22 protein-coding genes are annotated in these 22,304 nt (G+C 72.2%); 9 read left to right on the top strand and 13 right to left on the bottom strand.

Annotated features, from left to right (window positions below; translation table 11 throughout):
• Position 1: 1 nt before the first annotated feature.
• Positions 2–1,423, bottom strand: a complete 1,422-nt coding sequence (locus tag ACZ56U_RS34090; protein ID WP_469087789.1) for a GH39 family glycosyl hydrolase — start codon at positions 1,421–1,423, stop codon at positions 2–4.
• Between the two features lie 158 nt (positions 1,424–1,581).
• Between ACZ56U_RS34090 and ACZ56U_RS34095 the strand changes: the two genes are divergently transcribed.
• Positions 1,582–2,676 carry a DUF5925 domain-containing protein gene (locus ACZ56U_RS34095; protein ID WP_469087790.1) on the top strand — a complete coding sequence of 365 codons (1,095 nt, stop codon included), beginning with the start codon at positions 1,582–1,584 and terminating at the stop codon, positions 2,674–2,676.
• Positions 2,677–2,843: 167 nt separating this feature from the next.
• Positions 2,844–3,566, top strand: coding sequence for a DUF72 domain-containing protein (locus tag ACZ56U_RS34100; protein ID WP_469087791.1), 723 nt, complete (start codon positions 2,844–2,846; stop codon positions 3,564–3,566).
• Positions 3,567–3,612: 46 nt separating this feature from the next.
• On the opposite strand, the gene ACZ56U_RS34105 is transcribed toward ACZ56U_RS34100, so the two are convergent.
• A complete protein-coding gene (locus ACZ56U_RS34105) occupies positions 3,613–3,984 on the bottom strand; it encodes a GntR family transcriptional regulator (protein ID WP_398837513.1) in 372 nt (123 codons plus the stop codon).
• Positions 3,985–4,112: 128 nt separating this feature from the next.
• Here ACZ56U_RS34105 and ACZ56U_RS34110 point away from each other — a divergent pair, with 128 nt between their 5' ends.
• Both ACZ56U_RS34110 and ACZ56U_RS34115 read left to right on the top strand, forming a co-directional pair.
• Positions 4,113–5,042 carry a GNAT family N-acetyltransferase gene (locus tag ACZ56U_RS34110; protein ID WP_469087792.1) on the top strand — a complete coding sequence of 310 codons (930 nt, stop codon included), beginning with the start codon at positions 4,113–4,115 and terminating at the stop codon, positions 5,040–5,042.
• Complete coding sequence (locus ACZ56U_RS34115) at positions 5,023–5,526, top strand: ribonuclease FAU-1 family protein (RefSeq protein WP_469087793.1); 504 nt, start codon at positions 5,023–5,025, stop codon at positions 5,524–5,526. Before ACZ56U_RS34110 ends, ACZ56U_RS34115 begins: the two co-directional genes overlap by 20 nt.
• Positions 5,527–5,538: 12 nt before the next feature.
• Here ACZ56U_RS34115 and ACZ56U_RS34120 read toward each other — a convergent pair whose 3' ends face one another.
• Positions 5,539–6,117 carry a class I SAM-dependent methyltransferase gene (locus ACZ56U_RS34120; protein ID WP_469087860.1) on the bottom strand — a complete coding sequence of 193 codons (579 nt, stop codon included), beginning with the start codon at positions 6,115–6,117 and terminating at the stop codon, positions 5,539–5,541.
• Between the two features lie 209 nt (positions 6,118–6,326).
• On the opposite strand from ACZ56U_RS34120, the gene ACZ56U_RS34125 reads away from it, so the two are divergent.
• Positions 6,327–6,461 carry a hypothetical protein gene (locus tag ACZ56U_RS34125; RefSeq protein ID WP_391240498.1) on the top strand — a complete coding sequence of 45 codons (135 nt, stop codon included), beginning with the start codon at positions 6,327–6,329 and terminating at the stop codon, positions 6,459–6,461.
• Between the two features lie 17 nt (positions 6,462–6,478).
• Here the strand turns inward: ACZ56U_RS34125 and ACZ56U_RS34130 are convergent, their stop codons facing one another.
• The gene (locus ACZ56U_RS34130) at positions 6,479–6,928 is read right to left on the bottom strand and encodes a GNAT family N-acetyltransferase (protein ID WP_469087794.1); all 450 of its coding nucleotides are present in this window, start codon (positions 6,926–6,928) and stop codon (positions 6,479–6,481) included.
• 160 nt (positions 6,929–7,088) lie between these two features.
• Here ACZ56U_RS34130 and ACZ56U_RS34135 point away from each other — a divergent pair, with 160 nt between their 5' ends.
• Positions 7,089–8,102 carry a lytic polysaccharide monooxygenase auxiliary activity family 9 protein gene (locus tag ACZ56U_RS34135; RefSeq protein ID WP_469087795.1) on the top strand — a complete coding sequence of 338 codons (1,014 nt, stop codon included), beginning with the start codon at positions 7,089–7,091 and terminating at the stop codon, positions 8,100–8,102.
• A gap of 60 nt (positions 8,103–8,162) precedes the next feature.
• Here ACZ56U_RS34135 and ACZ56U_RS34140 read toward each other — a convergent pair whose 3' ends face one another.
• Together ACZ56U_RS34140 and ACZ56U_RS34145 are read right to left on the bottom strand one after the other, a co-directional pair.
• Positions 8,163–9,032 (bottom strand): esterase/lipase family protein, encoded by an 870-nt coding sequence (locus ACZ56U_RS34140; protein WP_469087796.1) that lies wholly within the window; start codon positions 9,030–9,032, stop codon positions 8,163–8,165.
• Between the two features lie 183 nt (positions 9,033–9,215).
• A complete protein-coding gene (locus tag ACZ56U_RS34145; RefSeq protein WP_469087797.1) occupies positions 9,216–9,662 on the bottom strand; it encodes a MarR family winged helix-turn-helix transcriptional regulator in 447 nt (148 codons plus the stop codon).
• Positions 9,663–9,759: 97 nt separating this feature from the next.
• Between ACZ56U_RS34145 and ACZ56U_RS34150 the strand changes: the two genes are divergently transcribed.
• Positions 9,760–10,134: a cupin domain-containing protein gene (locus tag ACZ56U_RS34150; protein ID WP_469087798.1), complete on the top strand. Its 375-nt coding sequence runs from the start codon at positions 9,760–9,762 to the stop codon at positions 10,132–10,134.
• Positions 10,135–10,151: 17 nt separating this feature from the next.
• Here ACZ56U_RS34150 and ACZ56U_RS34155 read toward each other — a convergent pair whose 3' ends face one another.
• Positions 10,152–11,120: a DNA polymerase Y family protein gene (locus ACZ56U_RS34155; protein ID WP_469087799.1), complete on the bottom strand. Its 969-nt coding sequence runs from the start codon at positions 11,118–11,120 to the stop codon at positions 10,152–10,154.
• Positions 11,117–14,548 (bottom strand): DNA polymerase III subunit alpha, encoded by a 3,432-nt coding sequence (locus ACZ56U_RS34160; protein WP_469087800.1) that lies wholly within the window; start codon positions 14,546–14,548, stop codon positions 11,117–11,119. The genes ACZ56U_RS34155 and ACZ56U_RS34160 overlap by 4 nt, the downstream gene beginning before the upstream one ends.
• Before the next feature lie 135 nt (positions 14,549–14,683).
• On the opposite strand from ACZ56U_RS34160, the gene ACZ56U_RS34165 reads away from it, so the two are divergent.
• On the top strand, positions 14,684–15,730 hold the full coding sequence (locus tag ACZ56U_RS34165; protein WP_469087801.1) for an ABC-2 transporter permease: 1,047 nt from the start codon (positions 14,684–14,686) through the stop codon (positions 15,728–15,730).
• Between the two features lie 58 nt (positions 15,731–15,788).
• On the opposite strand, the gene ACZ56U_RS34170 is transcribed toward ACZ56U_RS34165, so the two are convergent.
• Positions 15,789–16,871 (bottom strand): S1 family peptidase, encoded by a 1,083-nt coding sequence (locus ACZ56U_RS34170; RefSeq protein ID WP_469087802.1) that lies wholly within the window; start codon positions 16,869–16,871, stop codon positions 15,789–15,791.
• A gap of 234 nt (positions 16,872–17,105) precedes the next feature.
• Positions 17,106–18,011, bottom strand: coding sequence for a slipin family protein (locus ACZ56U_RS34175; protein ID WP_469087803.1), 906 nt, complete (start codon positions 18,009–18,011; stop codon positions 17,106–17,108).
• 88 nt (positions 18,012–18,099) lie between these two features.
• On the opposite strand from ACZ56U_RS34175, the gene ACZ56U_RS34180 reads away from it, so the two are divergent.
• Positions 18,100–18,969, top strand: a complete 870-nt coding sequence (locus ACZ56U_RS34180; protein WP_469087804.1) for an alpha/beta fold hydrolase — start codon at positions 18,100–18,102, stop codon at positions 18,967–18,969.
• Between the two features lie 114 nt (positions 18,970–19,083).
• Here ACZ56U_RS34180 and ACZ56U_RS34185 read toward each other — a convergent pair whose 3' ends face one another.
• From ACZ56U_RS34185 to ACZ56U_RS34195, 3 genes are all read right to left on the bottom strand, one after another.
• The gene (locus ACZ56U_RS34185; protein WP_469087805.1) at positions 19,084–19,986 is read right to left on the bottom strand and encodes a S1 family peptidase; all 903 of its coding nucleotides are present in this window, start codon (positions 19,984–19,986) and stop codon (positions 19,084–19,086) included.
• A 501-nt stretch (positions 19,987–20,487) separates the two neighbouring features.
• Entirely contained in the window at positions 20,488–21,501 is a 1,014-nt protein-coding gene (locus ACZ56U_RS34190; protein ID WP_469087806.1) for an LLM class flavin-dependent oxidoreductase, read from the bottom strand.
• On the bottom strand, positions 21,501–22,262 hold the full coding sequence (locus ACZ56U_RS34195; protein WP_469087807.1) for an amino acid ABC transporter ATP-binding protein: 762 nt from the start codon (positions 22,260–22,262) through the stop codon (positions 21,501–21,503). The genes ACZ56U_RS34190 and ACZ56U_RS34195 overlap by 1 nt, the downstream gene beginning before the upstream one ends.
• Between the last annotated feature and the right edge of the window lie 42 nt (positions 22,263–22,304).

The following is a 22,304-nucleotide window of genomic DNA, read 5'->3' on the forward strand; positions in this document are numbered from 1 at the left end:
CCTACCGGGTGAGCCACTTGACCTCGTAGGCCTGCAGGGCGACCTTCCGGCCGTCCACCTCGGTGCTGATTCTCCGGTCGAGGGTGTTGACCACCAGGACCCTGTCGTCGGTGGCGAGGACGCGCAGATGGGGCAGGTCGTCAGCGGCGACGGACACCGTCCTGTGGCCGGTGCCCGGCGCGAAGGCCGTGCTGAACCGGCTCACCAGATCGAACATCGGCAGCTTCTGCCCGCCGTCGCTGCCGCTGGTCGGCGTCCACAGGCAGCCCGCGCAGTCGGTGCCCTTCTCGTTCTCCGGGTTCCAGTAGAAGGCGGAGGTGGTGCCGCCCTTGGCCAGCGCGATCATCCCGGCGGCCTGCACGGCGACCCGGCGGCTCTCGGACCAGCCCTCGCGCTCGTCCCTGCTGTCGGAGGGTTCGACGTAGTACTCCGCCCACCACAGGGGCAGGTCGCCGGTCTGCTCGCGCACCCACCGGCTGACCGCGGTGAACTTGTCGGTCGCCGCGAACTCGTCGGGCAGGAGTTCGTCGTCGTTGGTGTAGCTGGAGCCGTCGACGACCACGAAGTCGGCGCCGGCCTTGTGCGTGTTCCAGTAGGCGAAGGCGTCGAGGACCCGCTGGTCCATGGCGCCCCAGGGGCCCTTGAAGCCGGCGGAGGCGTCCGGCGAGCGGGGGTCGACACTGTCCATCACGAGATACGGCCCGCCGACCATGATCTCGGGGTTGACCTTCTTCAACGCCCGGTAGACGAGGTTGTAGAGCCGGGTGTAGCCCTCGTGGTCCCAGCGGGCCTCGGCGTCGTTCCAGAAGCCCTTGAACTCGTTCCAGACGATGAAGTGCCGTACGTCCGGGTAGCGTTTGGCCACCGTCGCGGCGAGCGCGGCGAAGTCCTCGAAGTGCGCGGGCTCCGGCGCGGTCTCCAGCGCGGTCTGGCTCCAGTCGGTGTTGCCGACGCCGGGCTCGCCGCCCTTCATCCAGTCCGGGGCGCAGCACAGGGTGACGACGGGAGTGGAGCCGGAGGCGCGGACGAAGTCGATCCTGCGGTCCAGGTCCTCGAAGGCGTAACGCCCCTTCACCGGCTCGGGGTTGTCGGCGCCCCAGCCCATGAGGTGCTGGTTCTGCGGCAGCCCGCCGATGTCCACCAGCCGTCTCCCGACGCGCTCGACGGCGGCCGCGCTGCCCTCGTCGGCGCTGAACTGGGTGTGGGTGAAGCCCCAGCCGACCTCGGGGTTCCGTGCGTCCGGTGTGCTGGTGGGGGTGCCGTGCACCTTGTCGCCGTCGCGTGAGGTGCCGTCGGTGCTCGCGCCGTTCCCCGGAAGCGTGTTGAGGAGGGTCACGACCAGCGCCAGAGCCGCCGCACCCACGCCGAGCAGTGCGGTGAGCCGCCACCGCCGTGCCCCCGAGACCCACCCATGACGTCCCATCGAGGGCAACAGTAATCGGGGGATCGACCCGTGCGGCAGAGGTTCGGGACAGACAGCTTCCTCACCGGACACAGGCTCCGCAAACGGGCTCATCCGGCACACCGGGCGCACTGCGGAAACCGGATGCATGGGACGCGCCCGTGCCGGATCATGGCGGCATGTCTGCGAACCCACACGACGCTCTGCCGATCCGGCTCAACGTCGACGACAGCGACTCGCCGTCCGACGTCGTCGACGCGCTGTTCCTCGGCCGCTTCGCGACGGGCGAGCAGCCGTACTCGCACGCGGCGAACATCGACCGCGTACGGTCCGGCGCGACGCTGCTCCCGGACGACGCCCGCATCCTGCGCATCGCCCGCGACGACGACCGCAGCGCCACCCTCGCCGAGGGCGACGGCTGGACCCTGCTGGTCTCCCGCTGGAACCGCGGCGCGGACGTCACGGTCACGGCGACCAGCGCCGAGCTGGCGCGGAAGGTCCTCGACCAGGCCACCGAGGGCGCCTCGGACGAACCCGAACCGCAGCCGGAGAACGTGACCATGGGGTTCTGGTACTACTCCCCGCGTCGCGGCCCGCACCGCACCACCCGGCAGATCGCCGCCGGCATCTGGGACGAGGTGCGCGAGAACTACACCGCGCCGGTGGCCGAGGCGATGAGCGGCCTGATGAACACGGTGCCCGAGAACATCGCGGGCCGGCTGCTGCTCCTGCACGGCCCGCCGGGCACCGGCAAGACCTCGGCGCTGCGCACGCTGGCCCGGTCCTGGCGGGACTGGTGCCAGGTGGACTGCGTCCTGGACCCCGAGCGGCTCTTCTCCGACGTCGGCTATCTGATGGACATCGCCATCGGGGAGGACGACTCCACGGGCAAGGGCCGCTGGCGGCTGCTGCTTTTGGAGGACTGCGACGAGCTGATCCGCGGCGAGGCCAAGCACACGGCGGGACAGGCGCTGTCGCGGCTGCTGAACCTGACCGACGGTCTGCTCGGCCAGGGCCGCAACGTCCTGGTCGGCGTGACGACCAACGAGGACCTGGAGCGCCTGCACCCCGCGGTCGTGCGTCCCGGCCGCTGTCTGGCCCGTATCGAGGTGGGCCGGCTGACCCGCCGGGAGGCCGTGGACTGGCTGGGCACGGAGGAGGGCGTGGGCCGCGACGGCGCCACCCTGGCGGAGCTGTACGCGCTGCGCCGGGGCACCTCTCCGACGGCCCTGCCGGAGCCGCGCGACGGGGTGGAGGCGGGCCTCTATCTGTGACCGACGCGTCGAGGGACGGATGCCCCGGTTCCGTGACCGACGCGTCGAGGGACGCATGCCCCGGTTCTGTGACCGACGCATCGAGGGCCGACTGACTCGGTTTTCCGCGATCGACGCGTTGAGGGACGGATGAGCCGGTCATCCGTGTCCGATGCTTTGATGGACGTATGACCTGGTTCGTCGGCACCTCCGGCTGGCAGTACAAGGACTGGCGGGGCGTGCTCTATCCGGACGGCTGCCCGATGCGGCTCTGGCTGGAGGAGTACGCGGCGCGCTTCCCGACGGTCGAGATCAACAACGCGTTCTACCGGCTGCCGTCGCGGGAGAACTTCGAGGCCTGGCGGGACCGGGTGCCCGCGGACTTCGTGGTCGCGGTCAAGGCGAGCCGCTATCTGACCCACATCAAGCGGCTCAAGGAGCCCGAGGAGCCGGTCGCCCGGCTGATGCGGCACGCGGCGGGCCTGGGTGACCGCCTGGGCCCGGTGCTGCTCCAGCTCCCGCCTACGCTGCGGGCCGACCCCGGGTTGCTGGACGCCTGCCTGGCCTGCTTTCCCTCCGGGGTGTGCGTCGCGGTCGAGCCGCGGCACGAGTCGTGGTGGACACCCCGGGTGCGCGAGGTCCTGGAGGCCCGCGGCGCTGCCCTGTGCTGGGCGGACCGCCGCGCCCGCGCCATGACCCCGCTGTGGCGCACCGCGGACTGGGGATACGTCCGCTTCCACGAGGGCCGCGCGCGGGAGTGGCCGCGGTACGGCAGGCGGTCGCTCCAGACATGGGCCGGGCGGGTGACGGACACCTGGAGCGAGGGCGAGGACGTGTACGCGTACTTCAACAACGACCAGAACGGGGCGGCGGTGCGGGACGCCGCGGTCTTCGAGCGGCTCCTCGGCTGAACCCCCGGCGCCCACCCGCTGGTGTGCCCCGCCCCGCCCCGCACCCTCACCCCGCCCCGTACACCGCCCGCACCGCGTCGCTCACGGCGGCCAGCGCCGCGTCCTCGTCCACGCCCAGCCGCCGGGCCCGCTCCACGTAGGCCTGCGCCGCCGACGCCAGCTCCCGCTCCGCGGCGGCCCCCGCGGCGGCGACGACCGTGCCGTTGCGCCCCCGCGTCTCGATCACCCCGTCGCTCTCCAGCGCCCGGTAGGCCTTGGCCACCGTGTTCGGCGCGAGGCCCAGCGACTCGGCCAGCCCGCGCACGGTCGGCAACCGGTACCCGACCGGCAGCACCCCCGTCCGCGCCTGCTCGGAGATCTGCGCCCGTACCTGCTCGTACGACGGCGCGCTGTCGTCGATGTGGATCTTCAAGGTCACGGGCACGATTGTCCCGCACCCCGAGGGTGCTCGACCCGTACGCGCTGTGCCCGGCCCGGACCCGCCGCGCTCGGCCCACCGGAAAATGAGAGGCAGCCGGGCGCGGCCGACCCGTAACGTCCGGCCACATGACTGTGATCGTGCGCGACCTGCGCCCCGATGTACGAGCCGACCTGGAGAGCTTCGTCCGCGTCATGGACCGCGCCCTGCCGTTCATGCTGTACACCCCGGACTCCGTCGCCTACGACATCGCGCGCTCGCACCCGGACGCCCACTACCGCCCGCTGCTCGCCGAGGAGGACGGCGAGGTGATCGGCACGGCCCAGGTCGGCCTGGTGTACGACAGCCCGGAGCCCGGCCAGGGGTATGTCAACCTGTACGTCCACCCGGAACGGACCCGGCACGGCGCCGGCACCCTGCTGGCGCGCACCGCGGAGGAGTATCTGGCGGCCCGCGGCGCGAGGAAGCTGTACGCCTGGGTCCTGGACGAGCCGGACCACCGCGCCTTCGCCGAGCGCCACGGGTACCGGGCCAGCCGCTCCGCGCACTTCCTCCGCCTCGACCTCACGAGCGGCGCGCTGCCCCCGCTCCAGGCCACGCCGCCCGGTGTCGAGCTGCGCACCGGCGCCGACTTCGCGGACGATCCGCGCCCGGTGTTCGAGCTGGACGCGGAGACGATGGCGGACGAACCGAGCGACGTCGGCCAGGAGTTCACGGACTACGAGGCATGGCTGCGGGAGACCTGGCAGCAGCCGCTGATGAGCCCTGAGCTGACCACGGTGGCCGTCGTCGACGGGCGCCCCGCCGCCTTCAGCCTGGCGCGGACCGACGGCGGCAAGCGCTACGGCACCGCCATGACCGGTACAGCCCGCGCCCACCGCGGCAGGGGCCTGGCCAAGCTCGCCAAGAACGACTCCCTGCACCGCGCCCGCGCCGCCGGGTTCACGGAGGCGTTCACCGGCAACGACACCGGGAACGGCCCGATGATCGCGATCAACAAGTGGTTCGGCTACGAGATCTGCGCCACGGAGGTTCGGTATGTCCGCGAACTCGGCTGAGACGCGGGAGCAGTTGGACGTGGTCCTGGTCAAGGCGGGCCGCACCAAGATCCGTTACCCGGCCGAGCTGGTCGGCGACGACGGCAACCACGTCACGGTGCGCGCCGCCTGGGCGGGCGACGGCGTGCGCGACTTCGGCTTCGTCCGCTTCGAGCCCGGGGACGTCTTCACGGAGCACTACTGGCGGGACCACTGGTACGCGGTGAAGGAGGTCCGCGCCGCCGACGGCACCCTCAAGGGCTGGTACTGCGACGTCACGCGCCCCGCCGTCCGCTCCGGCGCCGAACTCGTCGTGGAGGATCTCGACCTGGACCTGTGGCGCTCCGCGGACGGCACCGACGTACTGCGCCTGGACGAGGACGAGTTCGCCGCGAGCGGTCTGGCACAGCGGGACCCCGAGGCGGCGGCGGCCGCCGTCACCGCGCTCGACGAACTGGAGGCGCTCGCCTCCGTCGAGGGCGGCCTGGAGTCGCTGCTGACCTAGTGCCCCGCGGCACTAGACCGTCGCCACCACCGCGTACCGCTCGTCGTCCACCACCCTCCCCCACAGCGCCGGTTCGCCGGACAGCGGCTCCACGCGCAGGTGCCCGGCGAGCGGCTCCAGGAGGGCGGTGAGGCGGTCCGCCGGTATGCCGACCGGGCTCACCGCACCCCAGACGCCCTCGACCAGCACCAGCCGGCCGCCGGGTCTGAGCAGCTCGCGCCAGTGCCGCAGGGCCCGGTCGGGGTCGGGCAGCGCCCACAGCACGTGCCGTACGAGGACGACGTCGAAGCGCTGCTCCCCCACCGGGGGTGCCGCCGCGTCACCGACGAGGAACGCCGCGTCACGGCCGGCGAGCTTGGCGCGGGCGAGGTCCACCATGGCGGGGGAGCTGTCCACGCCGGTGACGTGGTGTCCCTGTTCGGACGCGAGGAGCGACAGGCTGCCGGTGCCGCAGCCGAGGTCGAGGATGTCGCCTGGCCGGCCGGGCAGCCAGGAGCGCAGCCGCTCGGCCCAGGCGGCGCGCACCTCGGGGTCGCGCAGGCCGTGATCCGGTTCGTCGTCGAAAGATCCGGCCGCCGCGTTCCAATCCATGTCCACGTGGGCATCAGTTTCCCTGTGTTTCACCATGGTCCACAGCGTGGCATCCGGCACTGACAATCAGACGCCGCCGGAGCCTCGCTCGAAAGCCAGTCGAAATCGTGACGGTCACCACTGACAGATCCGCTCCGATGAGGAACTCTCCCCAAAAGCGTCTACCTCCGTGAGAACGCGGAACTCGGTAGGCACTGAAGGAGGCAGCCATGCGCCGCGCAACCGTGCAGAAGCCCCTGAAGAAGTCGGACTCCCGCCGGATCCGCGAGGAGGCCGAAGAGCGCCCCTCCGGGCGCCAGGAGGTGCGGAAGGACATCGCACGCACCTGGTGGCCGGACGGCTGACGGCGCGGGCCGTCCCCTCAGACGAGTCGCTTGCGGTAGTGGACGCGGTCATAGGGCCCGTCCACTCGCCGTTCCAGGACCTCGTAGCCGAACCGCGGATAGAGCTTCTGGTTCTCCCACATCATGGCGTTCGTGTAGAGCCTGACCTCGGTCAGCCCCAGCTCGCGCGCGCGTGCGTCCACGAACCGCAGCAGCCGTCCCCCCACGCCCTTGCCGTGGGCGTCGGGATGGACGGCGATGCTGTCCAGGAACAGGTGGTCGGGGTGCTCCTCGACCACCACCAGTCCGTGCACGGGGTCCCCCGTGACGAACACCCGCCCCGCGGCCACGTTCGCCGTGTGGTCCGCCTCCATGGGCTGCGGCACCACGCCGATGCGCGCGATGTAGGGGTGGTACGCCGCGTCGGTCACGGTCTTCACGGCCGCCACGTCGGCGGCGTCGGCCGGCCGGATCTCCTCGTCGTTCATACCCGCGACGGTAGCTACCTGATCGCAGTCCGAACACTCCCTTAAAGGGACCATAAGGATCTCCCCCGGCCGCTCCCAGCAGGCGATTCCGGGGTTCCTTGGGGCTAGCTTGCTGATCGCCCCCACGGGATCCCCAAGAACGTCTGCGAGGAGTCTCCGCATGCCTGCACGCCGCAAGGTCGCCGCCGTCGCCACCCTCGGCCTGGCCCCGCTCGCCCTGACCGCGCTGGCCGCCGCTCCTGCGTCGGCGCACGGCACGATGGGTGACCCGGTCAGCCGGGTCGCCCAGTGCTACGCGGAGGGTGCCGAGAGCCCGACGTCCGACGCGTGCGAGGCGGCGGTCGCGGCCGGCGGCACGCAGGCGCTGTACGACTGGAACGGCGTCCGCATCGGTGACGCGAACGGTCGGCACCAGGCGCTGATCCCGGACGGCAGGCTGTGCAGCGCGAACAACGACGAGTTCAAGGGCCTGGACCTGGCCCGCGCGGACTGGCCGACGACGAGCGTGAGCAGCGGCTCGTACACCTTCAAGTACCGCGTGACCGCGCCGCACAAGGGCACCTTCACGGTGTACATCACCAAGGCGGGCTACGACCCGGCACGGCCGCTCGGCTGGGACGACCTGGACCTGGACCACCCGGTGGCGACGGCCACCGACCCGACCGCGACGGGCGGCTACTACACGTTCTCCGGCACGCTCCCCCAGCGCACCGGCACGCAGCTGCTGTACGGGATCTGGCAGCGCTCGGACAGCCCGGAGGCGTTCTACTCCTGCTCCGACGTCACCTTCGGCGGCGACGGCGCCGCTCCGGGCGGCTCGTCCCCGGCGCCGAGCGCGTCGGCGCCCTCCGAGGAGCAGATCGAGGAGGGTCAGGACGAGTCGACGGTCGAGCACCACGGCCACGGCGACCAGGACGCCGGTACGTCGGCGGAACCGGCCGCCTCGCAGTCCGCCGCCACCGAGTCGGCCGCGCCCGGGGCGGGGACGACCGCCGCCGCTCCGGCGCACGACGTGCGGGCGTCCGGTGCCCCGCAGGACCTCGCCGAGACCGGCGGCGACAGCAGCTCCGCCTACCTCGCCATGGGCGGCGCCGCCGTCCTCGCGCTCGGTGCGGCGCTGCTGTTCGGGTCGGTGCGGCGGCGCGCGGTGAGCGGCGGCCGGCACGGCCGGTAGGTCCGCCGCGGGGGGCGGGGGCTGTTCGGCGGCTCAGGCCGGGCAGCCCCCACCCGGGTGTCAGCCCAGGACCGACGCGCAGGTGGTCGGGGTGGCGTGCGCGGGGTCGAGCGCGTTGGTCACCTCGTGGAAGGCGATCAGGTCGAACAGCCCGATCGCCGCGTGCTCGGAGAGGTCGAGCGGGCACAGGTCCTGGATCACCACGTTGCGGACGCCGGGTCCGCTGAGGAACTGGCTCCGGTACGGCGTGACGACCTCGTCGTACCGGGTGGCGAGGACGGTGTACCGCACGCCGGGGACGGTGTCGCCGCCCTCGTTGAGCTTGGTCAGGAAGGCGGAGCCGGCGACCTGGTCGGCGAGGGCCGGGGTGTTCTGGGAGAGCAGGTCGCCGGCGCCCGGGAAGTAGGCCAGCAGCCGGGTGAGGCCGTTCAAGGAGGTGCCGTGGTTGCTGGGCGCGATGCCGACCAGGGCGTTCACCTTCGCGGCTCCGCCGAGGAACCTGAGGTAGTAGCGGGGCATCATGCCGCCCTGCGAGTGGCCGACGAGGTCGGTCTCGGCGGCGCCGGTGGCGCCGAGCACCTTGTCGACGAAGGCGGACAGCTGCTCGGCCGACCTGTCGATGGGCCCGAGGCCGTGGAAGACGGGAACGCCGGGCAGTTGGCCGTAGTCGAAGGAGTAGACGCAGTAACCGCGGTTCTTCAGGTAGGGCGCGAGGCCCAGCCAGTTGTCGATGGAGTTGGCGAAGGTGCCGTGGACGAGGACGACGGGGTGGGGGTGGGCGGCGGACGGCTTGCAGGAGAAGTCGTTCCAGCCGCTGCGCTGGACTTCGGCGGCGTCGGCGGCGTGGGCGGTGGCGGCGGGCAGGACGGCGACCGTGGCGGTCAGCAGGAGCGCGGCCAGGGGTCTGAGCAGTCGTTTCCAGGGCAGCATCGGGTGATCTCCTTGCGGCTCAGGGGAGGTGCGACGGCCTTACGCCCTGTGATCCGGATCACGAGGATGCTGTTCATTCGTCAAGTTACGAACGAGTAGTGCGACTGTGAAGTTACGCGGCAGTAAAAACTTCCAGTGCTAACCGCGCACGAGCGGGACGCGAGCACATCGGCTGACGAACCGTCACCAGGAGGGCCTGAGCGGGCCATAGGGGGCAATGCGCGTCAACCGCTCGCGCAGCGCCCGCACTTCACCCTCGCCGATGACGTCGACCCACACCCGAACCGCCTCCGCGGCCGCCTCCTCCGCGGCCCGGGTGCACGCCCACCCCTGCTCGGTCAGCACCACGAGCCGGGCCCGCGCGTCGACGGGATGCGACCGCCGCTCGACGTATCCCTTGCGCACGAGTTCGTCGACGAGCTGACTGGCGGCCTGTTTGGTCACCCCGAGATGGGCGGCGAGCTCGGTGACCGTGGCCCCGTCCGGGGCGAGCCGGGCGAACGCGAAGCCGTGCATGGGGCGCACCCCGGAGAACCCGCGGGCGACGACGCCGTCGTTGATGCGCTGGGTCAGGTCGCCCGCGGCGGCGAGCAGGGCGGCGGACAGGGCCAGGGCTTCGGAGTTTTGCACGGATGCATTGAAACACCCTTGACGAATTGGTCAAGCTGCTTGACCATAGAGTCATATAGTCAAGCAGCTTGACCACTTATCGCCACGGAGGCCGCCCATGCCCGTCATCCACTCCTCGGCAGCCGTCACCCACGAGATCCACGGCGCCCGCTTCGTCTCGTACGCCACCCCGCTCAGCGGCAGCAAGGAGCTGTGCGCCTGGCGCGGCGAGATCCCGGCGGGCACCAAGGCCCCCGCCCACACGGTGAACCGTGAGGAGATCTTCCATCTCCTCGACGGGGAACTGCTGATCACCCTGGACGAGGAGGTCCACCGCATCACGGCCGGCGACACCGTGATCATCAACCGCGGTGCGACCCTGAGCGTCGAGAACCCGACGGACCGCACCGCCGTCTCCTGGGTGACCACGTCCGTCGGCCTCCAGGCGACCCTGGCCGACGGCACGGTCATCACCCCGCCGTGGGCCAACTGACCCGCGAACGCCCCGGGTCACGCCGCCAGCGACCCCGGCATCACCGCATGCGGCCCGAACCTCGCCCGCACCCGGTCCGCGACCTCCTCGATACGGCGGAGCCTTTCGTCGACGGGGTCGAAGCTGAGCTGGTGGGAGGCCTGTTCGGCGGGGCCGAGGGACTCGGCGCGCAGGGCCGTCGAGCGGACCCGGGCGCGCTGGAGGCCGAGCGCCTCGTACATCTCGTACGCCGCCCTGGTCAGCGCGACCGAGTGGGCGGTGGGTTCCTTCAAGGTCCGGGTGCGGGTGGTCGAGGAGCGGTCGGCGTAGCGGACCGTGAGGGTGAGGGCGCCGCAGACCTTGTCGAGGGCGCGCAGCCGGGCGCCCAGTTCGTCGGCGGCGGAGAGCAGCGCGCGGCGGTGCCGGTCGGGGTCCAACTCGTCGCGGGTGAAGGGGCGTTCGGTGGTCAGGGAGCGGGAGACGGCGTTCGGGACGACCCGGCCGCGGTCGATCCCGTTCGCCTTCTCGTGCAGTTCGCGGCCGGCCCGCGCGCCCACCAGGCGCTGGAGCGTGGACAGGGGGGCGGCGGCGACCCGGCCGAGGGTGTCCAGGCCGTACTCGCACAGGGTGCGGGCGGTGGCCGTACCGACGCCGGGGAGCGCGGCGACGGGCCGCTCGGCCAGGAAGTCCCTGACCGTCTCCTCGGACACCGCGCGGGTCACCCCGGGCCGCGCGTCCCGCATCGCCATCCGGGCCAGCATCGGCCCCGGTCCGGCGCCGATCACGCAGTCGACGCCGTGCAGGGCGAGGGCGCGGACCCGGATCACCGAGGCCAGTTCGACGGCGTCCCGCCCGAAGTAGCGTTCGGCGCCCCGCAGATCGACCAGCGCCCCGTCCGGCGGCAACGCCTCGACGACCGGCGTGAACTCCTCCAGCAACCCGAGCAGACCCGACAGGGCCGCCTCACCCGTGGGCGGCAGCTGGAAACGTACGCAGAGGATGGTCATCCCGCACTCCCCGGACTCTGGTGCCACAACTTCCTTACCTGTGAGGGCTCTTGACCCGCAGGTCGCAGATCGGCCCACGGATGCAGTTCGTATCCCGTCGGCATCCGGACGCGCCGGCCGCCGGTCGGGTCGCCGGGTGCGTCACCGGATCTCCCGGGCACCGGCTCCACCAGCCGGGCCGCCACCGCGTCGAGGCCCTTCTCCACCCGCAGTTCGACCAGTTCGGCGAGGTTCCAGGCGGCGGCGCCCACCACACTGAGGCTGCGCGGCCCGCGCCGCTGCACCACCCCGCGCACCAGCAGCAGCCAGGAGCGGAAGACGGTGTGGGCGCAGGCGTCGTGGGAGTCGTCGAAGAAGGCGAGGTCGACCAGGCCGGTGCCGTCGTCCAGGGTGCTGAAGATGACCCGCTTGCCGGACCGGATCGGCGGTGTCTGGGTGGCCGCCTTGGCGCCCGCGACCAGCACGGTCTCGCCGTGCCGCGCCTCGCGCAGCCGGCGGGCGTCGACCACGCCCAACTCGCCCAGGAACTCCCGGTGGTCGTCCATCAGGTTGCGCGAGGCGTCCATCGACAGCACGCCCAGTTCGGCGCTGAGCCGCTCGGCGGAGGAGAGGTCCGGAAGTCCCGCGGGCGCGGTCCTCCGCCCGCCCGCCAGCGGCAGTTGACCACCACCGGCGCCCCGCGCGCCCCGATGGAGCTCGGTCAGGTGCAGTTGCAGGTCACGCCGGTTGGCGCCGAAGGAGTCCAGCGCGCCCACCTGGGCCAGCCTTTGGGCGAGCGGCCGGCTCGGCCGGGCCCGTTCCCAGAAGTCCAGGAGCGAGGCGTACGGCTGCCCGTCCGCGATGCGCGCCGCCTCCGCCTCACTGATGCCGTGCACGTCGGAGAGGGCGAGCCGCAGCCCCCACACCGAGGGAGATTCAGACACCAGTTCGATACGGTGGGCGACCGCCGACCGGTTCACGTCCAACGGCAGGATCGGCACCCCGCGCCGCCGCGCGTCCGCCAGCAGCAGCCGCTTCGGGTACATCCCGGGGTCATGGGTGAGCAGCCCGGCGTAGAAGGCCGCCGGGTGATGCGCCTTCAGCCACGCCGACTGGTAGGTCGGTACGGCGAAGGCGACCGCGTGCGCCTTGCAGAAGCCGTAGGAGCCGAAGGCCTCGATGATCTCCCAGGTCCGCTGAATCGTTTCCGCGGTATACCCCTTCGCCGCCGCGTGCTGCGCGAACCAGAACCGGATCCGCCCCTGCGACTCCGGGTCGGACAGCCCGCGCCGCACCCGGTCCGCCTCGCCGCGCCCGCAGCCGGTCATGATGTCGACGATGTCGATGATCTGCTCGTGGAAGACGACGACCCCGTACGTCCCCTTCAACGGCTCCGCCAGGTCCGGGTGCGGATAGCGCACCGGCGCCCGCCCGTGCCGCGCCTCGATGAACGGCCGCACCATGTCCGCGGCGACCGGGCCGGGCCTGAAGAGCGAGATGTCGACGACCAGGTCGTGGAAGGTGGCCGGCTGGAGCCGCCCGACCAGGTCCCGCTGGCCCGGCGACTCGATCTGGAAGCAGCCCAACGTCTCGGCGGAACGGATGAGTTGGTACGTCGCCGGGTCGCCCGGCGCGATCGCGTCCAGGTCGACCCGCTCCCCCGACGCCCGCTCCACCTCCGCGACCGCGTGCGCCATCGCCGACTGCATCCGCACCCCGAGCACGTCCAGCTTCAGCAGCCCGAGGTCCTCGACGTCGTCCTTGTCGAACTGCGCCATGGGAAAGCCCTCGCCGCTGGTCGGCATGACCGGCGTCCGGGACAGCAGGGAGGCGTCGGAGAGGAGGACCCCGCAGGGGTGCATGGCGACTCCGCGCGGAAGGGCGTCGAGCGCCTCGGTCAGCTCCCAGAGCCTGCCGTACTTCTCCTTCTCCCCGGCCAGCTCCTTCAGTTCGGGCAGTTCCTCCAGGGCCGCGCGGGCGTCCCGGGCGCGGATGTGCGGGAAGGACTTGGCGATGCGGTCGATGTCGGCGGGGTCCATGGACAAGGCCGCGCCGACATCGCGGATCGCGTGCCGCACCCGGTACGTCTCCGGCATCGCGACGGTCGCCACCCGCTCGGTGCCGAACCGGTCGATGATCGCGCGGTAGACCTCCAGCCGGCGCGCGGACTCCACGTCGATGTCGATGTCGGGCAGCACGAGCCGACGCTTGGACAGGAACCGTTCCATCAGCAGCCCGTGCTCGACCGGGTCGGCGTGGGCGATGCCGAGGAGGTGGTTGACGAGGGAGCCGGCGCCGGAGCCGCGTGCGGCCACCCGGATACCCATCTCCCGTACGTCGTCCACTACCTGAGCGACCGTCAGGAAGTAGGAGGCGAAGCCGTGGTGGGCGATGATGTCCAGCTCCTGGTGCACCCGCTCCCAGTAGTCGCGCCGGCCGGCATAGCCCTTCAGCACCATCCCCGCCGCCGCCCGTGAGGCGAGCACGCGCTGGGCGGTGCGGCGGCCCGCGCCGACGAGATGCGGCTCGGGGAAGTGGACCGTGCCGATGCCGAGGTCGTCCTCGGGGTCGACCAGGCACTCGGCGGCGGTGGCCCGGGTCTGCTCCAGCAGCCGGTGGGCGGTGTCGCGCCGGAAGCCCGCGGCCTCCACGACCCGCTCGGCCGCCGCCAGCATGGCGGACGCGTCCTTGAGCCAGGCCTCGCCGGAGTCCAGCTCCTTCGTCGGGTCGACGGGGACCAGCCGGCGGGCGGAGTCCAGCACGTCGGCGACCGGGCCCTGACCGGGGTCGGCGTACCGGACGGCGTTGCTGAGCACGGGGCGCACCCGTTGCTCGGCGGCGAAGCCGACGGTGCGGGCGGCGAGGCGCAGGGAGCCGGACCCGGTGCCCTCGCGGCCGTGCCAGACGGCCTCCAGCCGGAGGGCGTCGCCGTAGGTCTCGCGCCAGGGGACGAGGAGCCGGGCCGCCCGGTCGGGGCGTCCGGCGGCGAGGGCGCGGCCGACGTCGGAGGCGGGGCCGAGCAGGACGGTCAGACCGTCGCCCGCGTTGTCCGCCCGGCGCAGCAGGGGGGTGCCCTCGCTCGTGTGGGCCGCCGTGACCAGTCGGCACAGGTCGGCCCAGCCGTGGGCGCCATCCCGGGCGAGGAAGGTGACGCGGGGGGTCGACTCGTCGATGAAGGCACCTCCGCGGACCGGCGCGCGGCGCTTTTCCCGCCGTACGGGTTCCGGTGCGCGCTCCTCCACCGCCAGCTCGACGCCGAAGACCGGCCGTACCCCCGCCTTCGCGCAGGCCTTGGCGAAGCGGACCGTGCCGGCGAGGGTGTCGCGGTCGGTGAGGGCGAGGGCGTCCATGCCCCGCTCGGCGGCGCGCTCCGCCAGCCGCTCCGGGTGGGAGGCGCCGTAGCGCAGGGAGAACCCGGAGACGGTGTGCAGATGCGTGAACCCTGGCATCCACGCCTCCCGTAAATCGAACATCAGTTCCCGACTGCCTCACCCCCACCATAGACCAATTCCCGAACATCTGTACGACAACCGTTCGGCCCTCCCCCACCTGCGGAAACGCCCCCCACCTCGGACTGTGGGGACATGACACGCAACGGCGCCCGGAACGGCCTTCTCGCCGAGGTGAAGGACGCGGTCACCCCGCGCGCGACGCTGCTCGTCCTCGGGGTGCTCGCCCTCCAGCTGCTGTTCATCGCCTCCTATGTGGGCGCACTGCACAACCCGAAGCCCAGGGACGTGCCCTTCGCGGTCGTCGCGCCGCGGGCCGCGGCCGAGCAGGCGGTGGCCCGGCTGGAGAAGCTGCCCGGCGCACCGCTGGACCCGCGGGCACTGTCCGACGAGGCGACGGCCCGGAAGCAGATCATGAACCGGGACATCGACGGGGCTCTGATCATCGACGCGTCCGGCACGACCGACCGGCTCCTGGTCGCCAGCGGCGGCGGCACGGTCCTCGCGACCACCCTGGAGACGTACCTGACCGCCCTGGAGACCTCCCAGCGGAGGACCGTCCGGACGGTGGACGTGGCCCCGGCCTCCTCGACGGACTTCGACGGGCTGTCGTCCTTCTACGTCGTCGTGGGCTGGTGCGTCGGCGGCTATCTGACCGCCTCGATCCTCGCGATCAGCAGCGGCGCCCGGCCCGCCGGCCCGCGCCGCGCGGTGATCCGGCTGGCGGTGACGGCCCTGGTGTCGATCGTCGGCGGGCTCGGCGGCGCGGTCATCGTGGGGCCGATCCTGGACGCGCTGCCGGGGAGCGTCCTGGCCTTCTGGGGACTCGGCGCCCTGATCACCTTCGCCGTCGGGGCGGCGACCCTCGCCCTCCAGGCCCTGTTCGGGACCGTCGGCATCGGGCTGGCGATCCTGCTCGTGGTGATCGCGGGCAACCCGAGCGCGGGCGGCGCCTTCCCGCTGCCGATGCTGCCGCCGTTCTGGGCGGCGATCGGCCCGGCGCTGCCGCCGGGCGCGGGCACCTGGGTGGCCCGCTCGATCGCCTACTTCGACGGCAACGACACCACCGGCGCCCTGCTGGTGCTGTCGGCGTGGGCGGCGGTCGGGATCGCGATCACGCTCGGGGTGGCGGTACTGCGCGCGAAGCGCGACGGCGAGCCGCTGCCCGCCCAGGCGTCCTGAGGCAGACGGAAGGTCCCGCCCCTGTGGAAGGGGCGGGACCTCGCACGATCCGCGCCGGTCAGCCGATCGACGTACCCGTCGCCGACAACGCCTCCGTCACCGGCTGGAAGAACGTCTCCCCGCCCGAGGCGCAGTCACCGCTGCCGCCCGAGGTGAGCCCGACCGCGCTGCTCCCGGAGAACAGCGAGCCGCCGCTGTCACCGGGCTCGGCGCACACGTCCGTCTGGATCAGGCCGTTGACGATGTCGCCGTTGCCGTAGTTCACCGTGGCGTCGAGACCGGTGACCTTCCCGGAGTGCACCTGGGTGGTGGAGCCGCTGCGGGTGACGGACATGCCGACCGTCGCCCGCGCCGCCCCCGAGATCGCCTGCGCGGACCCGTTGTAGAGGTTCACCTCGCTCGGGTGGTCGACCCCGGCGGTGTACTTCACCAGCCCGTAGTCGTCGCCCGGGAAGCTGGAGACCTCGTTCGTGCCGATCCGGGTCCCGCTCGAGTCCGACCAGGTGGAGATCGACTCGGTGCAGTGCCCGGCGGTCAGGAAGTACGGCTCGCCGCCCTTGACCACGTTGAAGCCGAGCGAGCAGCGGCCGCTGCCCCCGGTGATCGCGTCACCGCCGGCCACGAAGGGCTTGAACTCCCCCTTGGTGCGCTGCAGTTCGGCCGTGGCACCGAGCCCGTCGACGACCTTGGCGAGCTTGGCCCACTCGGCGTCGGAGACCGTGCGGTCGGCGGTGACGACCACCTTGTTGCTCGTCGGGTCGGTCACCCAGGAGGTACCCGGGATGGTCGCGTCGTCCTTGAGCGTCGTACGGGCGCCTCTGAGCTCGGCGAGGGAGTTCTCCACCACCCGGGCCTTGGCGCCGGCCTCCTCGGCGACCGAGGCCGCGGCCTCGTCGAGGACGTTGACGACGAGAGCCTTGCTCTTCGCGTCGTAGTACGTTCCCGCCGCGTCGGTGCCGAGCTCCTTGTCGAGCGTGGAGGCGAGGTTTCCGGCCGCCAGTGCCGACAGAACCTTGGGTTCGGAGCTCTTCGCGGGCTCGCTGGCGTTCGCAGTCTGCAAGGTGACGCCCGCGGCGACCAGCGCGGCGATTCCCGCGCCTGCCAGGGCTGCCCGCCGCCTGGGTATGCGTCGGTGCTTCAACTCGGGTCCTCCTGTGGGGGGTCGGCCCGGTCGGTTGTGGGGACCTCGCGGGCCGGAAGGCTGGTTGACGAGCCCTTACTCTTTCGAACCCCCCAGGGGGCGCACAAGGTTGAGTTCAGGACGCGCGTAGAACGCGGGGTGCACGCCCCCTTGGGATTGACCATGCACAGTCACACCAGGTGTGTTCGCAGCGCAAACACTACGTGCGAGTAACCCATGACCAGTCTGTGAGGTCTAGTCCTGTCCTGAACTCGACCCCTCCGAGCCGGCGTCCAGGCGGGGCGCGGGAGGCGGAAGTTGCTCCTGCACCGGTTGCTGCTCGACCGGGGGCGCCGCCTGCTGAGTCCCCGGAACCGGCGGTTGCTGCGGCCCCGGATATCCCTGCTGCGCCCTCTCCAGGAACCGCAGCAGCTCCACGGGGAACGGCAGCACCAGCGTGGAGTTCTTCTCGGCGGCGACCGCCACCACCGTCTGGAGCAGCCTCAGTTGCAGCGCGGCGGGCTGCTCGGACATCTCCTTGGCGGCCTCGGCGAGCTTCTTGGACGCCTGGAGCTCGGCGTCGGCGTTGATGACCCGGGCCCGTCGCTCCCGGTCGGCCTCGGCCTGCCGGGCCATGGACCGCTTCATGGTCTCGGGCAGCGAGACGTCCTTGATCTCCACCCGGTCGATGGTCACGCCCCACTCCACGGCCGGACTGTCGATCATCAACTCCAGCCCCTGGTTGAGCTTTTCCCGGTCCGACAGCAGATCGTCCAGCTCGCTCTTGCCGATGATGGACCGCAGCGAGGTCTGCGCCATCTGCGAGACCGCGAACCGGTAGTCCTCCACCCGCACGACCGCCTCGGCCGGCGCGGTCACCCTGAAGTACACGACGGCGTCCACCCGCACGGTGACGTTGTCCCGGGTGATGCCCTCCTGCGCGGGCACCGGCATGGTCACGATCTGCATGTTGACCTTCCGGAGCTTGTCCATGCCCGGAACGATCATCGTGAACCCCGGCCCGCGCACGTCCGGCCGGAGCCTGCCGAGCCGGAACACCACGCCCCGCTCGTACTGCTTGACGACCCGCGCCGCCGCCATCACGTACACCGCTCCGGCGGACGCGAGCGTCACTCCCGCCACCACCAGCTCCTCGACCATGACGGCCCCCAGGGTCCGATTCAGGCGCTCAAGGTGTGTACTTCGACGGTAACTCCGCGCTGTACACAAAGGGAGACGGAGGACGCAGGTGCTCGACGGCATACGGACCAGGGACGGCCGGTGGCTGACGGTCGAGGAGTACGGCGACCCGCGCGGCATGCCGGTGGTGCTGCTGCACGCGACCCCGGGCTGCCGCTTCGGAGTGGTCCCCGAGGCGGTGATGAAGACCCACCCCTGGGTGCGGTTCCTCGCCTACGACCGTCCCGGCTACGCGGACTCCGACCGGCAGCCCGGGCGCCGGGTCGCCGACGCCGCCCGGGACGTGGCGGACCTGGCCGACGCCCTCGGCCTGGAGCGGTTCACCGTCCTGGGCCACTCGGGCGGCGCCCCGCACGCCCTGGCCTGCGCCGCGCTGCTGCCCGGGCGGGTCCGGCGGGCGGCGGCACTGGCCTGTCCCGCACCGCCGGACGCGGCCGGGCTGAGCTGGTTCGAGGGCATGGCGCCGTCCCACGTCGAAGACTGCACGCTGGCGCTCACCGACCCGCTCGCCTACGCCGAACGGCTCGCCGCCCGCGCCGCCGACGTCCGCCGGGACCCCGCCCAGCTGCTGGTGACCCTCCGCGACGGGCTCACCGAGGCCGACCGGCGGATCGTCTTCGACCCGTCCGTCGGCGACATGCTGCTGCGCGCCTACCGGGAGGCGCTGCGCGTCTCGGCGTACGGCTGGCTCGACGACTCCCTCGCCCTGTTGAGCAACTGGGGCTTCGACCCGGCGGCCATCACCCGGCCGGTCCTGCTGTGGCACGGGGCCCTGGACCGGCTCTCCCCGGTGGGTCACTTCCACCGGCTCCTGGACCGGGTGCCCCGCGTCCGCCCCGTCCTCGCCCCGGACACCGGTCACTTCGGGGCGATCGAGGCCCTGCCCGCCGTACTGGACTGGCTGTGCCCGGCCTCGTGAGCCCGGGCGCCCGTGCTCACGACGGCGGTGGGCCCCCGCACGCCAGGCGCGTGCGGGGGCCCACCGGGGACCGGCTGTGCTGCGGGGCGTCGGGACGCCGAGGTCCGGCCGGGTCTAGTAGACGCTGACGCCGTAGGCGCTCAGGGCCTCGGTGACCGGCTGGAAGAAGGTCGTGCCACCGGAGGTGCAGTTGCCGCTGCCGCCGGAGGTGAGACCGTACGCGGTGCCGTTGCTGCCGTACAGGGAGCCGCCGGAGTCGCCGGGCTCCGCGCAGACGGTGGTCTGGATCAGACCGCCGACGACGTCGCCGCCGCCGTAGTTGACCGTGGCGTTCAGGGCGGTGACCCGGCCGCTGTGCGTACCGGTGGTCGAGCCGTCACGGATGACGGTGGTGCCCACGGACGGGGTGGCCGCGCGGGTGATGTCGACGCCGTTCGCGGTGCCGGGCCGGCTGACGGACCCGGTGTAGCGCACGATGCCGTAGTCGTTGCCCGGGAAGCTGGAGCCGGCGGTCGAACCGATGACCGTGGTGCGGCCCGAGTTGGAGTACCAGGTGCCCGCGCCGTCGGTGCAGTGACCGGCGGTCAGGAAGTACTGGTTGCCGCTGCTGTCCTGGACGTTGAAGCCGAGCGAGCAGCGCCAGCTACTCGCATAGATGGCGTCGCCGCCCTGGATGAACTTGCTGAACGTGCCGTTGGTGCGCTTGATCGTCAGCGCGTCGGCGTTGGCGCCGGCCTGCCGCTTGATCTTGGCGATCTCCGCCTTGGAGACCGTGCTGTCGACGGTGACGACCACACGGTTGGTCTTGCTGTCGACCGCCCAGGCGGTGCCCGGGACATCGGCCTTGAGCACCGAGCTGTTGGCGCTCTTCAGCTCGCTCGCGCTGAAGGTGGACACGTCCGAGGCGTTCGCGTTGGGGATCGCGATCGCGGCGGCGGCCACGAGTCCGGAGGATACGGCGATCAGCCGGGTCCGTCTCGTGATGCCACTGCGGGGGGTGGTGCGCTTGATCCTCACTTGTCGTTCCCTCCCAGGGAGGTCGGGGGCCCGCGTGGGGTCGGGGCCCGTGAGGCGCAGCCAGAAGCGGGAACGTTCGGATTTCGAACACGCCGTGCCCCTGACAAGCGCTGAGGGGGAGTATTCGGCCGAACGACCGGTAGCCGCAAGGGCGCCTTTCGGCCGTCAATCTTTGAACCACCCATGCGGTGACACGGAGAGGCCCCTCCCCCGGAGCAGAGTGTGCTCCCCCGCCGCGACAGCGCCGTCCGGCGTCGTCCGGGGCGGCGGGGACACGGCAGATGACATGGTCGGTGACGGCGCACACGGTGAGCGGCACCCGGTCGAGGCGGACCGCCGTGCGTCCCTCGGTGCCGGGCGCGGCGGGCCGCGGGAAGCGGAAGCGGCCCCTGCGCGGCCCGCTCGTGACATCGCCGAAAACCGCCTTCGGCAAGCCATCCGTCTCAACGGTCACTTGAGACGCCCGCCTTCCCTCACCGGGTCGGTGCGACGGCCGCCGGCTCAGGACAGCTCCCCCGCGTACCGGTTGGCGGGCCGGGCCAGGCCCAGGTGGTCCCGGAGCGTGCTGCCCGGGTAGAACGTGCGGAACAAACCCCGGTGTTGGAGCAGCGGCACGGTGCCGTTGACGAGCCGCTCCAGGTCGCGGGCCGATTCGGCGGGCGTGAGATGGAAACCGTCGACGGCACCCTGCCCGTGCCAGGCGCCGATCAGCTCGGCGAGGTCGACGGGGCCGCCCCGGTACAGCGGGCCCCGCGCGGTGCTCCGGGGGCCGCCTCCGCCATGGCCGGGCTCGGCCGCGTGCTCGCCGTCGCCCAGGTCCACGAGGAGGCTCGCGAGGACCCGCAGCTCCCCGGGGGCGCGGCCGAACCGCTCTGCGGCCGACCGGAGTTCGGCGCGCACGGCCATGGCCTGCGCCGCGCTCGCGACCTGGACCAGCGCCACATCGGCGTACCGGGCGGCCGTCCGCCGGGCAGGCCCCTCCGTGGCGTCGAGGACCCGCACCGGACACCCTTGCGGGGGCCGGGGCCGCACCACGTCGACGTCGAGGGCTGGACCTTCTCGGCCCGGGGTGCCCCCGTCGATGAGCACCTCCCGTGTCCCGGCGGCGTCCTCCCGGCTGCCCCACAACTCGGCTGCCGCATCGGTGACTTCACCCGCCTCCCGCCGGAGCGCCTCGGCGGGCCGGCGGCTGAGGGACCGGGCCTCGCCCTCGGTTGCCGCCACCGCCGGCCGCCAGCCGACCCGGCCGCGGCTGACCCGGTCGAGGGCGGTGACGGCCGCCTGGACGTGGAACGGCTCGGTGTGGGTGGTCGTGACCGTCGGGACGAGACCGATCCGGCTGGTGGCCGGCGCCACCCGGGACACCATGTCGAGCGCGTTTGGCCCGGGGCGGGCGAAGGTGTCGTCGAGCGTCACGAAGTCGAGCACTCCGTGTTCGGCGAGCCGGGCCAGTTCGACATAGGGGGCGGCCTCGGAGGTCGCCGGCCGGTCCACGGCCGCGGCGAGATGCAGCATCACAGCACCTTCGAGAGGAAGGCCCGCGTGCGCTCGTGCCGCGGGTGGTCCAGGACGTTGGCCGGCGGGCCCTGTTCGACGATCCGGCCGTCGTCCATGAACACGACCGTGTCGGCGGCCTCGCGGGCGAAGCCGATCTCATGGGTGACGACGATCATGGTGGTGCCCTGGTGGGCCAGGTCTCTGAGGACGTCGAGGACCTCACCGACCAGCTCGGGGTCGAGCGCGGAGGTCGGTTCGTCGAACAGCAGCAGCCGGGGTTCCAGCGCGAGCGCCCGGGCGATGGCGACCCGCTGCTGCTGCCCGCCGGACAGCTGCCGGGGGTAGGCGTCGGCCTTGTCGGCGAGCCCCACCCGGTCGAGCAGCCGAAGCGCGTCCTCGACGGCCTGCCGACGCGGGCGCTTCAGCGCGGATACGGGGGCCTCGACGATGTTGTCGACCACGGTGAGGTGCGGGAAGAGGTGGAAGTTCTGGAAGACGAAGCCGATCCGGGTGCGCTGTCTGAGCACCTCGCGCTCGGGCAGCTCGTACAGCTTGTCGCCGGAGCGCCGGTAGCCGATCAGCGCACCGTCGACGCTGATCGCGCCGCCGTCCACCTTCTCCAGGTGGTTGATGGTGCGCAGCAGCGTCGACTTGCCGGAGCCGGACGGGCCGAGGATCACGGTGACCTCGCCGGTGCGCACGGCGAGGTCGATGCCCTTCAGCACTTTTAGGGAGCCGAAGCTCTTGTGGACGGATCTGATGTCGACCATCACGCTCATGGTGGGGGTTCCTTGCGGTAGGGGGTCTCAGGCCGGGCGACG

The organism is Streptomyces sp. NPDC034103, from assembly GCF_055575395.1.